We start from the raw sequence: 17,311 nt of genomic DNA, 5'->3' as shown, positions 1-17,311 counted from the left end.
CCCCGGTGACCCCCGATCAAACCGCTCTCCGGAACCATCTCTCGGCGCCTGATCTCCACGAATCATCCCCGAACCGCAGCCAGTTGGAGTCGCCCGGGTGGAGCCATCGGCAGCCCCGGCACAGATCTTGGGGAGCGGTCTCGGAGGGGCACCGAAGCGAGATCATCTTGCGGAGCAGTTGGAATCCGGACCGGCCGTAGAGCTGCCTCTTGGTCTTTTTCATCCTGTTCACGGCGCCTTCGGTGCCGCCGGAGCTCCAGTGCACGGTAAGTCCGGCGATCACGGCTTCCAGGTCGGTGTTGAGCCCGTGAGCGAATCCGCTGATCCCGGGCTGCCGTGCGGCGCGGGCGGCGCGGATCCAGTCCGGCTGGTCGGCGCCGGTGCGCCGGACGGGCATCTGGGCGAAGTCGCGTACGAGTTCGTGGGTTTGATCCAGCTCTGGACGTGCGTCGAAGACTGCCTTGAGCTGGGTGGTTTCGTCTTCGGTGAGGGTGTCGGGGTGGCGGGTGATCCCGCCGACGACGGTGCGCACGGACGGTGCCGCGGTAGCCGGAGTGGGCGCGTCAGGCTACTCCAGGCGGCTGAGGACCCAGTCGCGGAGGCTGGTGTAGGGCGCCTGATGGCCACGGTCGGCGAGTTCTTCGCGCAGTGCCTTGATGGTGATCGGGTGGCGTCCCGCCGAGTGGTGTGGCCGATCAAAGCAGCGAAATCCGCAGGTCGGGGATGGCGGGTCCTCCACGCCCGGGTGGTCAACTCGCCTCAGCAGGGCGCCTCGTGGACCGCCGCGTCCGCGGAGATCATCAGCGGCCTCGTACCGGAACCCGCAGCGCTTGATCGCCTACACCACGGCGGGGGACATGACCGGTGATCGCGCCAAGGCCCCCAAGCCGCAGCCCGACCCCGACCGGCCGGGCCGTTTCCTGCCCAACGGGGCCGCCGCGAAGGCCGGACTGAACCGTTCGATCTCGGATGCCGGATGGGGGGTGTTCCTGACGATCCTGCACGCCAAGGCTGAAAGCGCCGGACGGGAAGTGATCGCCGTGGACCCCCGCAACACCTCCCGCACCTGCCCCGCGTGCGGGCACGTCGCAGCGGAGAACCGGCCCACCCAGGAGAAGTTCCACTGCCTCTCGTGCGGCCACCACACGCACGCGGACACGGTGGGCGCCCTGAACGTTCTACGGGCCGGGCTGGCCCGGGTCGCAACGCCCAACCGGCATAGCGAGAAGCCTCGGCGTCCACGCCGGGGAGGAGTCACTGCTTACACCTCCAGCACCAACCGCTCTCCTTCCGGTGCACGTGAGACGCAGGGAAGCATGGCGCCAGCCGCGCGTTCGGTGGCGGTGAGCCGGCGGTCACGGTGATCGACATGGCCATGGGCCACCCGTATCTGGCAGGTGCCGCAGAACCCCTGGCGGCAGGAGAACGGCAGGTCCGGCAGGGCCTCGTGGAGAACATCCAGGGCGGAGCGGTCGTAGGGCACTGGCAGAACCCGTCCGGTGTCGCCCAGTTGAAGTTCGAAGGGATGGCCGTCCGTGATCGGGGCCGGGGCGAAACGCTCGAAGTGCAGGGCTGACGCGCGGCTGTCACCGAACGCGTGCCGAACGCCGTCGATCATGGGTGCGGGCCCGCAGCAGTACACCGCACCCGTCGCCGGGCTCAAGCTCAGTAGATCGGCTGCTTCGGGCGCGCCGGACTCGTCGTCAGGACGGATGGAGACCCGGCCAGGGGCTGCGGATGCGAGCTCGGCCAGCTCTGCCGCGAAGGGCATCGAGCTGCGGCTGCGGCCGGTGTGCACGAGCCCCCAGTCCAGGCCGCGTCGGGCGGCTTCCCGGGCCATCGGCAGGATCGGGGTGATTCCGATGCCGCCTGCGATGAGCAGGATGGACGTTTCGGCGGCGAAGGGGAAGGCGTTTCGGGGCCCGGTGATGGCGACCCGCATTCCGTCTGAGAGGGCGTCGTGTACCTCGGCCGAACCGCCTTGGCCGTTGGCGATGCGGCGCACCGCGATGCGGTACTGGTACCGGTCGGCAGGGTCGCCGCACAGGGAGTATTGCCGCTTGCGGCCGGAGGGCAGGTGCAGTTCGATGTGGGCGCCGGGCTGCCAGGGCGGGAGTATTGACCCGTCGGGTGCTGCCAGCCGCAGGGAGACGACATCCTCGGACTCTTGGTGCTTGGCGGCGACCACCAGTTCCCGGATCACGGGCATCTCGGTGGCCGGCGGGCGCCTGGGAGGAGTGCGAGGAGTGCTGCGCCGCGCGAGGCGAGTGACCGCGTTGTCGCTGAAGGCCGCCAGCTTCTGCATGAAGGAGTCGCCGCGCGGTCTGCCGTACAGGTCCGGCGGCCGAGTGGCGGGTGTGCCGATGTCCATGCGATGTCCCACTGGTTGCTGGGTCATCGGGCAGCCGCTCGGGCAGCGGGGGACGTTGCCAGGTAGGCGACCGCCTGCTGGGTCGAGCCCTCCTGGGTCGGGTGGTAGCCGGGGTGGAAGTAGCGCAGCACCGAGCGGGTGAACGAGACCGGCGGGGGCAACAGGTGCTTGCGGGCCGCGGTCAGGTAGTCGCGGAAGCGGACCTTGACCCGATCGTCGAGTTCGGGGTCGGCGCGCATCAGGAAGCGGACTCCGCGGATCCACAGCCGGGTCAGCACCGGAGCGGTGACGAGCATGCCGACCACTCGGCGCCGGTACCGGGGATCGAGGTGCACCAGCAGGTCGAACGCCACCGAACGGTGCTCGACCTCCTCCGCGCCGTGCCAGCGGAACAGATCCAGCATCGCGGGGTCTGCGCCGGCCCGGTCCAGGTGCCCGTTGCTGAGAATCCAGTGACCCATGTACGCGGTGAAGTGCTCGAAGGCCGCGATGAGGGCGAGCCGTTGGAGGAGGTGCGCGTGTGCGGCGGCCGGCGTCAGCTCCGGCCGGTCTCCGAGCACCCTTCGGAAGATCCATTCGGACTGCACGGTGTACGGACCCGGGTCCAGCCCCTTGGCGAGCAGGTGTTCCAGGACCTCCTGGTGCGCCTCGGCGTGCATCGCCTCCTGGCCGATGAAGCCGCGTACGTCCTCGCGCAGCCGGTCATCGGTGATCAGTGGCAGTGCCTGCTCGAAGGTGCGCACGAACCAGCGTTCGAGCTCGGGGAGCATGAGGTGGAGCACATCGAAGGTGTGGGTCGCGAAGGGCTCACCCGGCAGCCAGTGCAGCGGGGTGGCGCCCCAGTCGAAGGTGACGTCCCGGGGTTGCAGCACCAGGTCGTGGTGGTCGATGGGCTCTGACGGGCGCTCCGGGTGGGCATGTGCGGCTCGGAACATGACAGGTTCCTCCTCCGTCGGCGATCGGTGTGTGCGGAAGGGCGGTCAGGCAGTCGTCCAGTACTGCCGGCCTGTTGGGCTGTTGGGCTGTCAGATCGGGTGGGCGGTGTGGTCCGGGCTGTGGAGGGAGCCGTCTTCGATGCGGTGGGCGAATTCCGCGATCCGGGACGCGATCTCCTCGGGGTGGCTGAGCTGTACCCAGTGCCCGGCGTCGATCGGGCGCCGTTGTAGCTGGCCCGTCCAGTGCTCAACTCCGTACGACAGCACCGGGGTGACGCAGAAGTCCCGGGTGGGGATGATGAGTTGAACCGGGACGGTGGTCGGCCGGTCCCGGGGACGCAGCAGGCGGGGCAGCATGTTGGCGCGGTACAGCGCAGTGCCGGACACGGCGTCGCGGGCCAGCGTCGGGGCGGGGTAGCGGGTGTGCCCGGGCATGCCTTGGGAGCCGGTGAGGAAGGTGCGCCAGCGGTGTCCCAGTGCTCTCCAGGTCAGGGCGGGCAGGAGCGGGAAATGGAAGTAGGCGATGTACCAGGACCGTGCGGCCTGCCGCAGCATCTTCGGCAGATCCGGGTGCCGCGGCCGAAGGCGGGCCCGGATCAGGTGGCCGACGTGGTCCAGGCAGGGTCCGGAGATGGAGGTGAACGAGGCGATCCGCCCGGCCAGGCGGGTGCCGGTGACCGACTCCCAGGAGTGGATCGATCCCCAGTCGTGTCCGACCAGGTGCACCGGGCGGTCGGGGCTCACGGCGTCGAGAACCGCCTCCAGGTCGGCTTCCAGGCGGGACATCCGGTAGGCGCGCAGACCCCTGGGCCGGTGGGAGGCACCGGCTCCCCGCACGTCGAAGGCGGTGACGTGGAAGCGGTCGGCCAGGCGCTCGGCGACCGGGCGCCACACGGCGCTGGTGTCCGGATAGCCGTGGACCAGCACCACCGGAGGAGCTGTGGACGGTCCCCATTGGTAGGCGGCCAACTCCACGCCGTCCGCGGCGATCCGGTGGGCGGCCGGGCCGGTCATCGGCCACCACCGGCAGGGGTCAGTTCGCCGTAGTTCAGACCGCCGTGGAAGAAGCTGGGCCGCACCGGCCAGTGCCGTTTGAAAGGGGCCAGCTCCGAGGAGGGCAGGATCTGCAGCCAGCGTGGATCGCGCCGGCTGGGGTCGGCGAGGGTCTTCTCCTTGACCATGGAGTCGTACTGGTCGAGGGAGTCCTCCAGGGTGTTGGCGTTGGGCACCACCTCATGGCCGTAGAACGCGGCGTGACGGCGCACCCCGGGGATGTGGGAGAGCTCGGGCTGCCAGTTGTCTGCCGAGATGCCGTTCTCGGAGGAGACCCACACCCCGTCGGGGGTGTTCAGTACCAGGGAGTGGTTGCCGTCCGTGTGGCCGGGGGTCCACAGCAGGCTGACGCCGACGCCGAGTTCGACATCGCCGTCGAAGGCGGTGATGCGCTCGGGCGGTACCCCGTCCATGCCTCCGTCGACGTACCAGGCCCACTGCATCGGATGCACCGATTCGAAGGTGCCCAGCTCCCTGCGGTGCACCAACAACCGGGCGCGCGGGAACAGCGCTTCACGGGGCGCCCGTTCACCCGGAATCGTGCTGGTACTTCCCATGATCATGCGCACGTCCTGGACGTGCAGGTGGTCGAAGCTGACGAAGTCCACGTCCTCGGGTCGCAGACCGCAGGAGGGCAGGACGGTGTTCGGGTCCTGGTAGAAGCGGGCGAAGACGTGCTCGGTGAGAAAGTCCCCCGCCAGACGCTTGAGCTGGGCGTAGAACGGTGCTTGAGCCGTTCCGGCGGCGACGGTCGGCTCCCACACGAGTGTTTTCGGCTCACCGTCGAAGCCGTCGAACTGTACGACGAGCATCCGGTTGACGATGCTCACGAACGGGTTGACGGCGAGTGCGGCGCCGTGGAAGCCGAACCGGGTCGGGTACGGGGCGGCGGCGATGTCGAAACTGCGGACGGCGTGGATGCGGCCCTGCTGGACGAACCGCTCACGGTAGGTGGCCGCGGCGCTGCGCACGGCGCGCAGCCGGTCACCGCGGGGCCATACGTCGTGGACACCCTCGAATTCGGGGATGGGACGCGGAGCGGCGGCGTCCTGGGCCTTCTTCGCGCTGGGCGTCGGCTTGGGCGTGGTGGTCACGGGCTCATCCTTCGGGCAGGCGGGCGGTGCGGGTGCGCTGTTCGTAGGCCGCGCGGACCGACCGGTCGGACAGGGCGGCGAGCTGATTGGGGACAAGGAGGTGATGCAGGGCGTCGCGGGCACGGCCCGGCAGCACCGCGGCCAGCCGGGTCAGGGCGGCTATCTGGCGGGGAACGAAGACCTCGAACCGCGGGCGCAGCACGACGTCGAGCACCGCGTCGGCCACCTGATCCGTCGTCAGGCGTCGGGTGGGGCCGGTCGCGGTGCCCACGGCCAGCTCGGTGTCCACGACGCCGGGCATCACCAGGGACACCTGCACACCGGTGCCGCGCAGCTCGGCACGGACGGCTGTGCTGTAGCCGTGGAGGGCGTGCTTCGTCGCCGCGTAGGTCGCCTCGCCGGCCGGGGCGACCTTGCTGGCGGCGGAGGCGATGTTCACCACGTGGCCGCGACCGCGTTTCCGCATCTCCGGGATCACGAGTTTCATCCCACGCACTGCGCCGTGGACGTTGACGTCGAACTGGCGCAGGGCGGCTTCTTCCGGTTCCTCCTCGAAGGGGCCCACCCACATGATTCCGGCGTTGTTGATCAGTACGTCGATCGGCCCCAGCCGGGTCTCGACGGTGCGCAGGAAGTCATCGAAGGAATGTGTGTCGGTGACGTCGAGAGACAGCCCGAGCAGTCGGCCACCGGGACGCGCGCCGATGGCACCGGCCGTCTCCCTGGCGAGCTCCGCGTCGAGATCGCCGATCGCCACGGCGGCTCCGGCTGCGGCGAGTTGGGCCGCGACGGAGCGCCCGATTCCGCGGCCCGCCCCGGTGACCGCGATCACTCGGCCGGTCAGCGGTTGTGTGCGGGAGAGCCTGTCGCGGTCTCTCCGGCTGAACGTGTACGGGGTTTTGGGCGGTACTGCCACGGTCGAGCCCCTTCCTTGCCCTGAGCACGAGCGGACCGTTGAGCGGCAAGCGGCCCCTACGCGTCTGACACGATGCCATGTCAGATGAACTGACAAGCTAGAGTGTCAGTTCGGAGCACACCGGTGTCAACACCTCTGCGAAGGGGAAAAATGACCGGCACACAGACCGCCGGGCGGCGCTACGGCGGACGCGACGCGGCGCAACGACAGCAGGAGCGCCGCACCCGCCTCATCGAGGCGGGCCTCGACATGTTCGGCACGGTTGGATATGCCTCGGTCTCCGTCAAGCAGGTGTGCTCGCACGCCGGACTGACCGAGCGCTACTTCTACGAGTCGTTCCGCGACCGCGAAGACCTTCTCACCGGGGTCTACAACGAGCTGATCGCTACGATCAGCGCCGAAACCGCGCAGGCCGCAGCCGCCGCCGCACCCGATGTCGACGCCCAGCTGCGCGCCGGCCTCGAGGTGTTCATCCGCACACTGGCAGGCGACGCCCGCAAGGCCCGCCTGGTACTCATCGAGGTCGTGGGCGCCAGCCCCCGCCTCGAAGTACGGCGCCGTGAGGTCCTGCACGAATTCGCCGCAATGGTCGCCGCCGTCGTCGCACCGCTTCCCGGCCCGGAAGCCTCCTCCAACCGGCTCACCATGACCGCGATGAGCCTGGTCGGCGGAGTCAACGAACTCCTCGTGGACTGGACGCTCGGCCACCAGAATGCCACCGTCGAAGAACTGATCGACCTGTGCCACACCCTGTTCATCGCGGCTTACCGAGCCATCAGCGATCAGTCCTGATCACACAGGCCCGGATTCCTTCAGGGGCTCTCTGTGCCGGACGGCGGCTCATGGCTCCTGATCAACAGCTCGGCACGCTAGGCGTCCCTGTTTCGATCAGGCATGGCCGGCGAGAACCATTGCGCGATGAACGCAGGTGCGGCGCACCTGCTGGTTTTCGACTGCCGGACGGGTCTCATACCCGTCATCCATCCGGAAGCGACGCAGCGCGATCGGGCTGAGCGGCCGCGAACCATGGCGGGCCCGTCGCGTCGCGGGAGCTGCTGAGCGATCGCGGATCACCTGCCGCGTGCGCCTGCTGGCGCGCGCCCCGGGTCCTGGCCCGCGAGGGACCCGACCCTGCCGTTGTCGCTGGATGCCTGCACATGCCCAGGCCCGCTGAGTGCCCTGCCCTGCGAGCCAGGTAGCGCACCGGATCAAGGGAGGGCTGACGGCCTTTTTCCCACCGGGGCCGGGCTCATCGCGCTCGCGGCCCGCGTGACTTGATGCCTTTGCTCCCCGGCGTTCGGGGCAAAGCCCGATGATCGTAAGGGAATTGATGAGCAGCCGGGCGCGGGGGAGGCTGTGGTCTTGTCGGCATCGGCGCCCAGCGGCAGGGCATGGTCACCGTTTCCCGGAGCCTCATCCGGCCGGCCCGGACCCTCGCCGATCTGGTCATTGCCCGCGCGCCGGTGGCTGCCGCGACGGCGTATCCCTGTATCTGCGGCGTTTCGAGGTGGGCCGAGATCGGGCCGCGTATAACCGATCGCTCTTGGGCTGCCCATGGCGCAGGAGGCCCGCTCGTGCCCCTCATCCCTTTGCCCGCGCTCTCGAACGCCGGGCGGGCCCCTTCCGTGCTCCGCGTCAAGGCGACGGTGACGAGCACCTTGACGCGGAGCGCGGAAGAGGTACGGCTGCGTGATACCGACAGGCTGGCAATCGCCTCGGCAGAGGTGCCGTAGCAGCCCGTGAGCGCGAGCCCGCGATCGCAGCGCGGGGATGGCGCTCCCACATCTCTCCTGCCTGCTCATCCGGTGCGTGCCGCCATGCCGGAGGGCGCCGGTCAGCTCGACGTGAAGCCGGCCTGTGACGCGGCCCGGAATCAGCTCCCTGCTTGAGAGCTTGCGCACTGGAAACCGATCGGTTTACAGTGAGGCAAGTGAAACCGATCGGTTTCCTCCAGGAGTTCGGGAGTGCATGATGACGACAAATCGACCGGTGGCCCTCGTGACGGGCGCCTCCTCCGGCATCGGGAAGCAGACCGCGCTCGCGCTGGTCACGGCAGGTTTCGAGGTGGCCGGCACAGGCCGCGACACCTCACGTGTCACCCCTCTCCAGGGTGTGACGTTCTTCGACCTCGACGTGGTCAGTGACAAGTCGGTCACCGCGGTGGTCCAGCAGGTGATCGACCGGTTCGGGCGGATCGACGTCCTGGTCAACAACGCCGGCATCGGCTCGATCGGCGCGGCCGAGGAGACCTCCCTCGCGCAGGCCCAGGGCGTTTTCGACATCAACGTCTTCGGGGTCATGCGCATGGTGAAGGAGGTCCTGCCGCACATGCGCGCCCGGGGGCGCGGACGCATCATCAACCTCTCGTCCGTGCAGGGCTTCATCCCCGCTCCCTACATGGCGGTCTACGGGGCGTCCAAGCACGCCATCGAGGGCTACTCCCAGTCCCTGGACCACGAGGTCCGGCAGTACGGTGTCCGCTCGCTCCTGGTCGAACCCGCCTACACCAACACCGGGTTCGAGGCCAACAGCGCCAAGCCCGACACCCCCCTGCAGACCTACGCCGACCAGCGGCACGTCTTCGACCGCCTGATGGCGGAGGCGATCAAGAGCGGTGACGACCCCGCCGTGGTCGCCAAGGCGGTTGTCACGGCCGCGACCGACGCGAAGCCGAAACTTCGCTACGCCGCCGGCCCCATGGCCGGACGCGCGCGCCTACTCCGCTTCGTGCCCGCCTGGGTCCTGGACAAGCAGATCCGCACGATGAACAAGCTCGTCGGCTGACACCCACCACCCGCAAACCCTGTCCACCCACAAACTCGTTCGCGCCGTTGATACCGGGAGAGACCCATGTCCGAGACGCTGCACTCCGCCGCCGCCACCGTGGCGAGCTGGCGCTCCGCCGAGGAAAACGGTGACGTCGACGCCGCGGTCGCGTGTCTGAGCCGGGACGTCGTGCTCAGCTCGCCGCTCACCGACCAGTTCCGCTTCGAGGGATCTGGCCAGCTGCGCGACTTCCTGACCGTGGCGTTCGCGGCGGTCAAGGACGTCAGCTACCACACCCAGACCGGCGAGGGTGACGCGTACGCGCTGGTCTACCGGGCGCGGGTGGGGTCCCAGTCGTTCGAGGAAGTGCAGTTGCTGCGGCTCGACGACGAGGCAAAGATCAAGGAGATCACGCTCTTCGGGCGTCCGATGCCGGCCCTCACCGCCCTGATGCACCTCATGGGGCCGGAGCTCGCCCGCCAACAGGGGCGCCGGGGCCTTGCGACGCTCATGAGCGTCAGCACCATACCGATACACGCGATGGTCTCCTCGGGGGACCGCAGCATGGTCGCGAAGACCCGCCCGACAGCCCGGTAGACCTGGGAGCACCAGGTCCACCGGCCGTTTGACCCCGTTCCCCTTCTAGAAGTTGGCGGCAGCCGCAGGCGCTGTCCCCGGCAGACAGCTTCAGGTCGCAGGAACGCACGAGGTATCTGCCGTCCAGGTGGGCTCCGGCTCGCCTGACCCCACGGGTGAAGCCGACTCCCGAGAGCGGCTGCTGGAGGCACCGTCCCTCACCGGCCACGGCAGCGTCCGGCCAATCCCCCCGCACCGAAGTGATGCGGCAACTCGCCGCGCCTTCCAGCAACTTGACCCAGTAGGAGACGCTCCCGTGAAGCGACGTACGTTCCTTACGGCGACCACCGCGTCGCTGGCCGCTACCCAACTCGCCGGACCCGCCTACGCCTCCCCTCCGGTTCAACAGCCGGTCACTACGAAGTAGTTGCCCGCTTCTGGGGTGCGATGCCGACGGGTGTCACCGTCTCGCGCCGCGGCCGCATCTTCGTCAACTTTCCCCGCTGGGGCGACGACGTCCCGTTCACCGTCGCCGGGCTGCGCGGCGGGAAGCCGGTTGCCTACTCCGACGCCGAGGTGAACCGTCAAGACGCCTCCGACCTGGCCGGGCACTTGCAGTCGGTGCAGAGCGTCGTCGTCGACGGGGCCGACCGGCTGTGGATCCTCGACACCGGAAGCCCGCTGTTCGCCGGGTCTTCCTACGGCGGTCCCAAGCTCGTGGCGGTCGACCTGCGCACCGACCGGATCGTACGGAAGATCCTCTTCCCGCCCGAGGTGGTGCCGGCGAACAGTTACCCCAACGACGTGCGATTCGACCTGCGGCGCGGCGCCGAGGGCACGGCCTTCATCACCGACTCGGGCGGCTCCAACGGAGTGATCGTGGTCGACCTCGCCACGGGCCGCTCCTGGCGGCGACTGACCGGGCACCCCTCGGCACTCCCGGACAAGCAGTTCCTTCCGGTAATCGAGGGCGAGCCCTTCATGGTCCGCCCTGCGGGCGGCGAGCCCACGTACTACGAGACCGGCTCCGACGGCATCGCTCTCAGCGCCGACGGCACGCGCCTCTAACTACTGCCCGCTGTCCAGCCGTCGACTGCGCAGCGTGTCGACCGACGCCCTCGCCGACCTGGACGCCACGGACGCCGAGGTGGCGGCGACGGTCGAGGACCTCGGGTTCAAGCCGATGGCCGACGGCCTGGAGAGCGACGACAAGGGGCGGCTCTACGGCGGCGACCTGGAACACAACGCGATCTGGCGGAGAAGCCCGAACGGCACCTACCGGACCCTCGCCCAGGGGAGCGACCTGATCTGGGTCGACACCCTGTCCGTCGCCTCGGACCGGCACCTGTACGCCACCGCCAACCAGCTCGACCGGCTGTCGCCCTTCCACGAGGGCCAGGACCTGCGCCGTAAGCCCTATCTCCTGGTCCGCCTGCCCATCGACGCCGGGCCGGTCAGGCTCGTGTGACCTCTCCGGCCGGCCCAGGCGGCCGCCTGGGCGGGGGAGCAGTGTGCACCCCGGCCGTACAGCGGGCGACCTCGACCCGGGCGCGGACCCGGGCGGGGCAGGTCTTGCCGGTGTGGTGCGCGGCGCTGCGGTCGATTTCGGGCAGGCCATGGTCTCCGTACAACTCGACAGTCTCCGTACAACTCCACGCCCTCAAGGCGCTGAACCGTACGTTCAGGCCCGGAGCGGGTACCGGCTCCGGGCTCACGGCGCGTCAGCGACCCCCTGAACTTTCCCCTCGCTCTCTCGCCACCCCGCCACCAGTACCCCCAGTGCCCGCTCGTAGCAGTCGGCGACCGCGAGCCCGGGCGGCTCGTTCCCCGAGAGCACCAGGGACACCAGGCCATGGGCCGTTCCCCAGACCGACAGCGCGATGACCTCCGGGTCGGACTCCGAACTGAACTGCCCTGCCTGCTGTCCGCGCCGCACGGCGTCGACGAGGGGCCGGTAGGTCTCGATGGCCTCACGCGGCGACTCCGACTCCGGCTCGGACGGGCACTGGACGCTGCGGTCGGCGAAGAGGATCGCGTAGAGATGCGGGTTGGCGATGGCGTATTCGCGATAGACGAGCCCAAGCCGGATCACGTCGCCGGCTGGGTCGTCCGTCGGACGGATGGCTGCCAGGCGTGCGACGAAGAGCCGCGCGGCCTCCTCGTACAGGCTCCTGAGCAGGCCCGCCTTGTTGCCGAACAGCGAGTAGACCGCCGTGGTCGAGGTCTTCACGTCCGCAGCGAGCTGTCGCAGGCTCAGGGCGGCCGTGCCGCGGTCGAAGACCGTGGCGGCAGCGCGGTGTAGGAGCCGGAGCCGGAGTGCTTCGTCATGTGTCTTGAGCCTGGCCATGGCGCCATCTTATTGCAACGCCGTTACGAATGCTTCTCGGCATCGCCTTGGCTTGTTGCCGTCCGATGCGCCCGCGCCAGGATCCGCCGCTTCCGAACAAGCTCCTCTTGCATACCAGCAGGTCAGGGTGGATGAACTCGACCCCTCGCCGGATGAGAGGTGTGCAACAGCGTTGCATCGAGCAATAAAAACACTGTTACGGTTCGTTCGGCGCCGACCTTCAGACGGTCCTGCCTGGCGCTGGCTAACGATCTAGGAGAAGTAATGTTTGAGGGGTTTGGGCGACTGCTGTACCGCAGGCGAAAGCCGGTGCTGATACTGACGATGCTGTTCGCCGTCCTGTCCGGGGCCTACGGTGCCGGAGTCTTCGGATCCCTGACACCGCTCGGCTTCCAGGACCCCGGCTCGGACAGCGTGCGCGCGGCCCACATCGCCGAGAAGGCGTTCCCGCAGCGGACGCCTGACGCGGTGATCGTCTATCGCGACAAGGACCGCACCGTCGACGACCCGTCCTTCCAGCAGGCGGTCGTCAAGCAGTTGGAGTCCCTGCCGAAGTCGGAGGTGACCGGCTACCTGGACTTCTGGACGACCAAGATGCCGGCGCAGGTCAGCCACGACCGGCACGCCACCTACGTCGCCCTGAACCTGCACGGCAGCAGCGAGAAGGCCAAGGAGGACGCGTACGAGGCGGTCAAGGACAAGATTCCGGCACCTGGCCTTCAGACGCTGCAAGGTGGAACGGTACCCACCGGCCACCAGGCGAGTGAGAAGATCGAACATGACCTGAGAACCGCGGAAATCATCTCGGCCCCCGTGCTCTTCCTGCTCCTGCTGGTCGTGTTCGGCGGTCTGACCGCGGCCTTCCTCCCGCTGCTTGTCGGCGTGCTCTCCATCCTTGGTTCGATGGCCGTCCTGCGGACCATCGCGAACATCACCGACGTGTCCGTGTTCTCCATGAGCCTGGTCACGATCCTGGGTCTCGCGGTCGCCATCGACTACGGCCTGCTGATCGTGAGCCGCTACCGCGAGGAGCTGGCGGCCGGCTACACCGGTGAAGCGGCGATCGGGCGCACCCTTGCCACGGCCGGGCGCACCGTGATGGTTTCCGGCACGACGGTCGCGGCGGCGCTGGCCGGCTTGACCCTCTTCCCGTCCACGTTCCTGAAGTCGATGTCGTACGGCGGTGTGGCAGCGGTCCTGCTGGCGGTGCTCTTCTCACTGGTCGCGCTGCCCGCGCTGCTCGCCGTGATGGGATCGAAGGTCAATGCCTTCCCGCTGCGCCGCAAGAAGGCAGGGCGGCCGACGGCGGCGGGCGAGGGTGCCTGGTACCGGTTCGGGCACGGCCTGATGCGGCGGCGGTGGGTCGTGGTGGTGGGCGCGGTGGGCCTGCTGCTGACGCTCGCCCTGCCGTTCTCCAAGATCGAGTTCGGTTCCATCAACGCGCAGCAGCTGCCGAGCAGCTCCGAGGGTCGCCAGGTCTTCAACGCCATGGAGCACGACTTTGACGGCGACGCGGTGAAGTCCATCGACTCGCTGCTCGTGCTGAAGTCCGACGGGACCTCGAAGGACCAGGGCGCGGCGTTGAAGGCGTACGCCGAGCGGCTCGGCGCCACGGAGGGCGCCACGAGCGCCCGGATCAGCGGCGTGGAGGGCACCACGGCCCGGGTGTCGGTCACCTACGACGGCAATCCCATCTCGACCCACGCGCGCGACCTGGTGAACCGGCTCAAGGACGTCCCCGAACCGCCGGGCGCCCGGGCGTACTTCGGCGGCGAGTCGGCGGTGTACGACGACACCCTGGACGCGCTGGGCGAGACCCTGCCGTGGATGCTGCTCTACATCGCGGTGATGACGTACCTCCTGCTGTTCCTCGCGTTCGGCTCGGTGCTGCTGCCGTTGAAGGCGATCGCGATGAACATGCTGTCGCTGTCCGCGACCTTCGGCGTCCTGGTCTGGATCTTCCAGGACGGCCATCTGCACAACCTGCTCGGCTTCGATCCGACGGGCAACATCGAGCCCAACATGCCGATCATGCTGTTCGCGCTGATCTTCGGGCTCTCCATGGACTACGAGGTGTTCCTGGTGTCCCGGATGCGGGAGCAGTACGACAAGCAGGGCGACAGCACGGAAGCCGTGGCGACCGGGCTGCAGTCCATCGGCCGCCTGGTCGTGAGCGCGGCGGTGCTGATGTGCGTGCCGCTCGCGGCGATCGGGATGAGCGATGTGCTGACGATCAAGCTGTTCGGTGTCGGCATGGTGTTCGCGGTCCTGGTGGACGTGCTGGTGGTGCGGGTCCTGCTGGGAACGGCCGTCATGAGGCTGCTGGGCAGGGCGGCCTGGTGGGCTCCGGGCCCACTCGCCCGCTTCTACGACCGGTTCGGCATCAAGGAGACCGACGTGCCCGAAGACACCGACGAGAGGGTCCCCGTCACCACGGGCTGAACCCTTCCGAGAGGCCGAAGTGCCTTCACCCGGGGCACTTCGGCCCTCGCTGCCGTCGCGAGCGGAGGGTGTCGACGGTGCCCTGCTGGGGACTCACTCCTCCGGCTGCTCGCCCCGCCCGCATGCAAGGCGGTCATGGCGACGGTGGTTCGCGTCCTCCTGGGCCAGACGCCGTAGCAGCCGGACGACCGGCTCGAACAGCACGGTGAGGACCACCGCGCGCTCGGCGAGGGCGATGCGGTCCTCGATCCCCTCGAACTGCGCGAAGTCCAAATCGGCGGTGGAGGTGGCGAGCCGTGCGTAGGGGACGAGGTCGTCGGCTGTGTAGTCGGTGCCGAGGCGGCTCAGCGCGGCGAGACTCTCGGCGAGCGCCGGGCGGTGCGGCGACGCATCGGAGATCTGCCAGCCCATGGTCCCGATGAGAGCCTCGACGCTCGCTACGGCTCCTTCGCCCGACACCGCTTCGTCGACAGCGCTGTCAGGCCCGTCGTCGTCCTTCGCGCCCTTCGCGTTCTTGGCCGCGGAGGGCACGGGCAGTGCGTGGTGGACGACGCCCAGGGTCTCGAACGCATCCAGCGGATGGTCCACCGCCTCGAGCACCTCACGGGTACGTGCGACGGACAGCCCGCCGAGCTGGATGAGAGAACGGATCAGACGGAGCCGCTGGATGTGCTCCTCGCCGTACTCGACCGCCGTCGGGTTCAGCGCGCGTCCCTCGGGAAGCAGCCCTTCCCGTCGGTAGTACTTGATGGTCGCCATCGGCACCCCGGACCGTCGGCTGAGCTCTGAAATCCTCATGCGCTCCCTCACGCTCAACTGTCCCACCAGTATCGCGTTACCGGGGGTTGCCTCGATGGGATCGATAGTGCCACTATCGGGTACTCGGTAGTAACACTATCGAGCGCTTCTTCGGTGTACCCACTTCCTCCGTGCGCGTGGACGACATGCGCCCGCGGAAGCCGGCTGCACCGTCACGGCCACACCCAGCCGCAGTTCTTCCCCCGCCCCGGACCCGGGCCAGTCGGTTCTGGGTCCGGTCGTCTCGTACGCCTAGACAACGGAGAACCACACATGTCCCAGCGAATCGGCAAGACCCACTGGAAGCGCTTCGCCATCGGTGCGGTGCCGACAGTGGCCGCCACCGCGGCGGTCGCCGTCTCCATGGCCCAGGGCGCACTGGCCGCTTCGTTCAGCATCTCCGGTTCCGACTTCCAGGTTTCGGCCGGCAAGCTGAGCGGCACTGGATTCGGCAACTACGCCACGGTCGATGTCGCCAAGAACGGCAAGCACGTGCCCGTCTCGGTCTCGTCCATCAAGAATGCGACGGTCACCGACATGTGCCAGTCCGTCCCGGTGGACATACCTGTCCTCGGGACCTACACGATGACGCTAAAGGCCGGCGGATCGGGTACGCCGGTCAAGGCCAAGGACCTGTACATCGACATGACCGATCTCCAGGCGAAGAAGGGCACCTTCACCAACGTCGACATCGGCGTTGCCACTGGTTCCATGACCAAGGGTCAGGTCAACCCGAAGGACCACGTGGATCCCAACGGATACGCCCAGCAGGCGGACGCGGTCGAAATCATTGATGCCCACCAGAAGGTCTGGGCCACGACTGCGGGAACGTTCGAACTGGCGGGCCTGCACATGAACATCGCGGGCGGCCGCCACGACTGCTTCTGACCTCGCTTCCGCCCCCTCGCCTCCCGCGCGCGGAAGCGGCCGGCGACTGCGCAGGGGGCGGCAGTGCCCCACCGTCCTCGCGGACACCCTCACCCACCCACGACTTGGGAGCTGCCACATGACGAGTGCCGGTGCACCCGCGCACCCCCACAGCGACAGCGGCTTCACCCGCGCTCGCCGAGGCTTCCGGGCCTGGCGGCGCACCCGCCCCTTCTGGGCGGGTCTGCTGGTGCTCCTTGCCGCTGCGCCCATCATCTACTTCCCGTATTTCAACCTCTCCCTGGGCGCCTTGTCCGTGGCGATGTCCACCACGGCGGGGGCCGGATCCCTGGTCATCGGCCTGACTCTGATCGTCCTCGGCGGACTCCTCTGGTTCCAGCCGATCATCAGGTTCTTCGCCGGCTGCGTCGCGGTGTTCCTCGGCGTTCTGTCGCTTCCCATTTCCAATTTCGGCGGCTTTTTCGTCGGCACGCTGCTCGCGGCGGCGGGCGGACTCCTGGCTCTGGCATGGGGCCCGGTGGACGGGGACCCGGAGGACATACCCGACGGCGCCGAGGGGCCGTCAGCCGCCGTCAGCCGGGTGGGAGGACAGGGGAGTGAGTGACCAGTCGCCCGACACCCGCGGCGAGGCCGCAGTCCCCCGATTCGCTCGACTGCCGAGAGGCCGGCACGCCATCCCCCGTACGTCCGCGCTGACACGCCTGCGTCTGCCGGTCGGGAGGGCTCTCGCGCTCACCGTGCTGCCGACCGCCCTCATCCTGGGAAGTCAACGCCTGCCCGAGTCCGCGGACACGAGCACCACTGCGGCGCTCTCCGTTTCCGAAGAGGGGTCAGGCGCGCCTGGAACCAGTGGTGTCGACTGCGCCCGTCCCGACGACACCTCAACCTCTGCGACGAACGCTCCCGCAAACTCCACCCCGTCCGCTGATCCCCGCACGGTCGGCGCTCACCAGAGCGGGGAGCCCGTCAAGCCGTCGTCGCACGCGGACGACGAGGGAGCGGGCCCGACCCCAGCACCGACCGCCGCTCCCACCCCCTCGCCCAGCGCAACCTCCGCCACAACGAGCCTCGCGGACATCCTCGATCCCCTCTTCCGCGATGACGCCGAGCAGCAAAGCCCGTCAC

The 17,311-nt window shown here is 68.8% G+C and carries 16 protein-coding genes and 1 pseudogene; 9 read left to right on the top strand and 8 right to left on the bottom strand.

Annotated features, from left to right (window positions below; all coding sequences use genetic code 11):
* Window positions 1–16: 16 nt before the first annotated feature.
* Window positions 17–532 carry a transposase gene (locus tag AB5J56_RS01675; RefSeq protein WP_369229274.1) on the bottom strand — a complete coding sequence of 172 codons (516 nt, stop codon included), beginning with the start codon at window positions 530–532 and terminating at the stop codon, window positions 17–19.
* A gap of 343 nt (window positions 533–875) precedes the next feature.
* Between AB5J56_RS01675 and AB5J56_RS01670 the strand changes: the two are divergent.
* Window positions 876–1,222, top strand: a pseudogene (locus tag AB5J56_RS01670) (RNA-guided endonuclease InsQ/TnpB family protein); the annotation flags it as partial.
* A 39-nt stretch (window positions 1,223–1,261) separates the two neighbouring features.
* On the opposite strand, the gene AB5J56_RS01665 reads toward AB5J56_RS01670, so the two are convergent.
* The 5 genes from AB5J56_RS01665 to AB5J56_RS01645 all read right to left on the bottom strand — a co-directional run bounded on the left by AB5J56_RS01665 (window position 1,262) and on the right by AB5J56_RS01645 (window position 6,369).
* Window positions 1,262–2,305 carry a 2Fe-2S iron-sulfur cluster-binding protein gene (locus AB5J56_RS01665; protein ID WP_369229272.1) on the bottom strand — a complete coding sequence of 348 codons (1,044 nt, stop codon included), beginning with the start codon at window positions 2,303–2,305 and terminating at the stop codon, window positions 1,262–1,264.
* Between the two features lie 89 nt (window positions 2,306–2,394).
* The gene (locus AB5J56_RS01660) at window positions 2,395–3,306 is read right to left on the bottom strand and encodes a metal-dependent hydrolase (RefSeq protein ID WP_369229270.1); all 912 of its coding nucleotides are present in this window, start codon (window positions 3,304–3,306) and stop codon (window positions 2,395–2,397) included.
* A 90-nt stretch (window positions 3,307–3,396) separates the two neighbouring features.
* The gene (locus tag AB5J56_RS01655; protein WP_369229268.1) at window positions 3,397–4,320 is read right to left on the bottom strand and encodes an alpha/beta fold hydrolase; all 924 of its coding nucleotides are present in this window, start codon (window positions 4,318–4,320) and stop codon (window positions 3,397–3,399) included.
* Window positions 4,317–5,453 (bottom strand): hypothetical protein, encoded by a 1,137-nt coding sequence (locus AB5J56_RS01650; protein ID WP_369229266.1) that lies wholly within the window; start codon window positions 5,451–5,453, stop codon window positions 4,317–4,319. Before AB5J56_RS01650 ends, AB5J56_RS01655 begins: the two co-directional genes overlap by 4 nt.
* Window positions 5,454–5,457: 4 nt before the next feature.
* Entirely contained in the window at window positions 5,458–6,369 is a 912-nt protein-coding gene (locus AB5J56_RS01645; RefSeq protein WP_369229264.1) for an SDR family oxidoreductase, read from the bottom strand.
* Window positions 6,370–6,519: 150 nt separating this feature from the next.
* On the opposite strand from AB5J56_RS01645, the gene AB5J56_RS01640 reads away from it, so the two are divergent.
* The 5 genes from AB5J56_RS01640 to AB5J56_RS01620 all read left to right on the top strand — a co-directional run bounded on the left by AB5J56_RS01640 (window position 6,520) and on the right by AB5J56_RS01620 (window position 11,179).
* The gene (locus tag AB5J56_RS01640) at window positions 6,520–7,161 is read left to right on the top strand and encodes a TetR/AcrR family transcriptional regulator (protein ID WP_369229262.1); all 642 of its coding nucleotides are present in this window, start codon (window positions 6,520–6,522) and stop codon (window positions 7,159–7,161) included.
* A gap of 1,179 nt (window positions 7,162–8,340) precedes the next feature.
* The gene (locus AB5J56_RS01635; protein WP_369242321.1) at window positions 8,341–9,153 is read left to right on the top strand and encodes an oxidoreductase; all 813 of its coding nucleotides are present in this window, start codon (window positions 8,341–8,343) and stop codon (window positions 9,151–9,153) included.
* Window positions 9,154–9,219: 66 nt separating this feature from the next.
* Window positions 9,220–9,732 (top strand): nuclear transport factor 2 family protein, encoded by a 513-nt coding sequence (locus AB5J56_RS01630; protein WP_369229260.1) that lies wholly within the window; start codon window positions 9,220–9,222, stop codon window positions 9,730–9,732.
* Between the two features lie 426 nt (window positions 9,733–10,158).
* Complete coding sequence (locus AB5J56_RS01625) at window positions 10,159–10,779, top strand: L-dopachrome tautomerase-related protein (RefSeq protein WP_369229258.1); 621 nt, start codon at window positions 10,159–10,161, stop codon at window positions 10,777–10,779.
* Window positions 10,780–10,813: 34 nt separating this feature from the next.
* Window positions 10,814–11,179, top strand: a complete 366-nt coding sequence (locus tag AB5J56_RS01620) for a hypothetical protein (protein WP_369229256.1) — start codon at window positions 10,814–10,816, stop codon at window positions 11,177–11,179.
* A 243-nt stretch (window positions 11,180–11,422) separates the two neighbouring features.
* On the opposite strand, the gene AB5J56_RS01615 is transcribed toward AB5J56_RS01620, so the two are convergent.
* Window positions 11,423–12,058, bottom strand: a complete 636-nt coding sequence (locus tag AB5J56_RS01615; protein ID WP_369229254.1) for a TetR/AcrR family transcriptional regulator — start codon at window positions 12,056–12,058, stop codon at window positions 11,423–11,425.
* Between the two features lie 309 nt (window positions 12,059–12,367).
* On the opposite strand from AB5J56_RS01615, the gene AB5J56_RS01610 reads away from it, so the two are divergent.
* Entirely contained in the window at window positions 12,368–14,500 is a 2,133-nt protein-coding gene (locus AB5J56_RS01610; protein WP_369229252.1) for an MMPL family transporter, read from the top strand.
* 93 nt (window positions 14,501–14,593) lie between these two features.
* On the opposite strand, the gene AB5J56_RS01605 is transcribed toward AB5J56_RS01610, so the two are convergent.
* Complete coding sequence (locus tag AB5J56_RS01605; protein WP_369229250.1) at window positions 14,594–15,298, bottom strand: MerR family transcriptional regulator; 705 nt, start codon at window positions 15,296–15,298, stop codon at window positions 14,594–14,596.
* 273 nt (window positions 15,299–15,571) lie between these two features.
* Between AB5J56_RS01605 and AB5J56_RS01600 the strand changes: the two genes are divergently transcribed.
* Together AB5J56_RS01600 and AB5J56_RS01595 are read left to right on the top strand one after the other, a co-directional pair.
* The gene (locus tag AB5J56_RS01600) at window positions 15,572–16,186 is read left to right on the top strand and encodes a DUF6230 family protein (RefSeq protein WP_369229248.1); all 615 of its coding nucleotides are present in this window, start codon (window positions 15,572–15,574) and stop codon (window positions 16,184–16,186) included.
* A gap of 118 nt (window positions 16,187–16,304) precedes the next feature.
* Window positions 16,305–16,790, top strand: a complete 486-nt coding sequence (locus tag AB5J56_RS01595) for a DUF6114 domain-containing protein (RefSeq protein WP_369229247.1) — start codon at window positions 16,305–16,307, stop codon at window positions 16,788–16,790.
* The last annotated feature ends 521 nt before the right edge of the window (window positions 16,791–17,311 follow it).

The sequence above is a fragment of the Streptomyces sp. R21 genome, from assembly GCF_041051975.1.
GTDB lineage: Bacteria > Actinomycetota > Actinomycetes > Streptomycetales > Streptomycetaceae > Streptomyces.
Note: the sequence above shows the minus strand (reverse complement) of the source record. Positions and strands in the feature narration are given on the sequence as shown.

Bases quoted from the DNA above. Each gene is read 5' to 3' on its own strand.
- AB5J56_RS01600 (WP_369229248.1), top strand. From the start codon at position 15,572: ATGTCCCAGCGAATCGGCAAGACCCACTGGAAGCGCTTCGCCATCGGT.
- AB5J56_RS01640 (WP_369229262.1), top strand. From the start codon at position 6,520: ATGACCGGCACACAGACCGCCGGGCGGCGCTACGGCGGACGCGACGCG.
- AB5J56_RS01660 (WP_369229270.1), bottom strand. From the start codon at position 3,306: ATGTTCCGAGCCGCACATGCCCACCCGGAGCGCCCGTCAGAGCCCATC.
- AB5J56_RS01595 (WP_369229247.1), top strand. From the start codon at position 16,305: ATGACGAGTGCCGGTGCACCCGCGCACCCCCACAGCGACAGCGGCTTC.
- AB5J56_RS01625 (WP_369229258.1), top strand. From the start codon at position 10,159: ATGCCGACGGGTGTCACCGTCTCGCGCCGCGGCCGCATCTTCGTCAAC.
- AB5J56_RS01665 (WP_369229272.1), bottom strand. From the start codon at position 2,305: ATGCAGAAGCTGGCGGCCTTCAGCGACAACGCGGTCACTCGCCTCGCG.
- AB5J56_RS01655 (WP_369229268.1), bottom strand. From the start codon at position 4,320: ATGACCGGCCCGGCCGCCCACCGGATCGCCGCGGACGGCGTGGAGTTG.
- AB5J56_RS01615 (WP_369229254.1), bottom strand. From the start codon at position 12,058: ATGGCCAGGCTCAAGACACATGACGAAGCACTCCGGCTCCGGCTCCTA.
- AB5J56_RS01605 (WP_369229250.1), bottom strand. From the start codon at position 15,298: ATGAGGATTTCAGAGCTCAGCCGACGGTCCGGGGTGCCGATGGCGACC.
- AB5J56_RS01630 (WP_369229260.1), top strand. From the start codon at position 9,220: ATGTCCGAGACGCTGCACTCCGCCGCCGCCACCGTGGCGAGCTGGCGC.
- AB5J56_RS01635 (WP_369242321.1), top strand. From the start codon at position 8,341: ATGACGACAAATCGACCGGTGGCCCTCGTGACGGGCGCCTCCTCCGGC.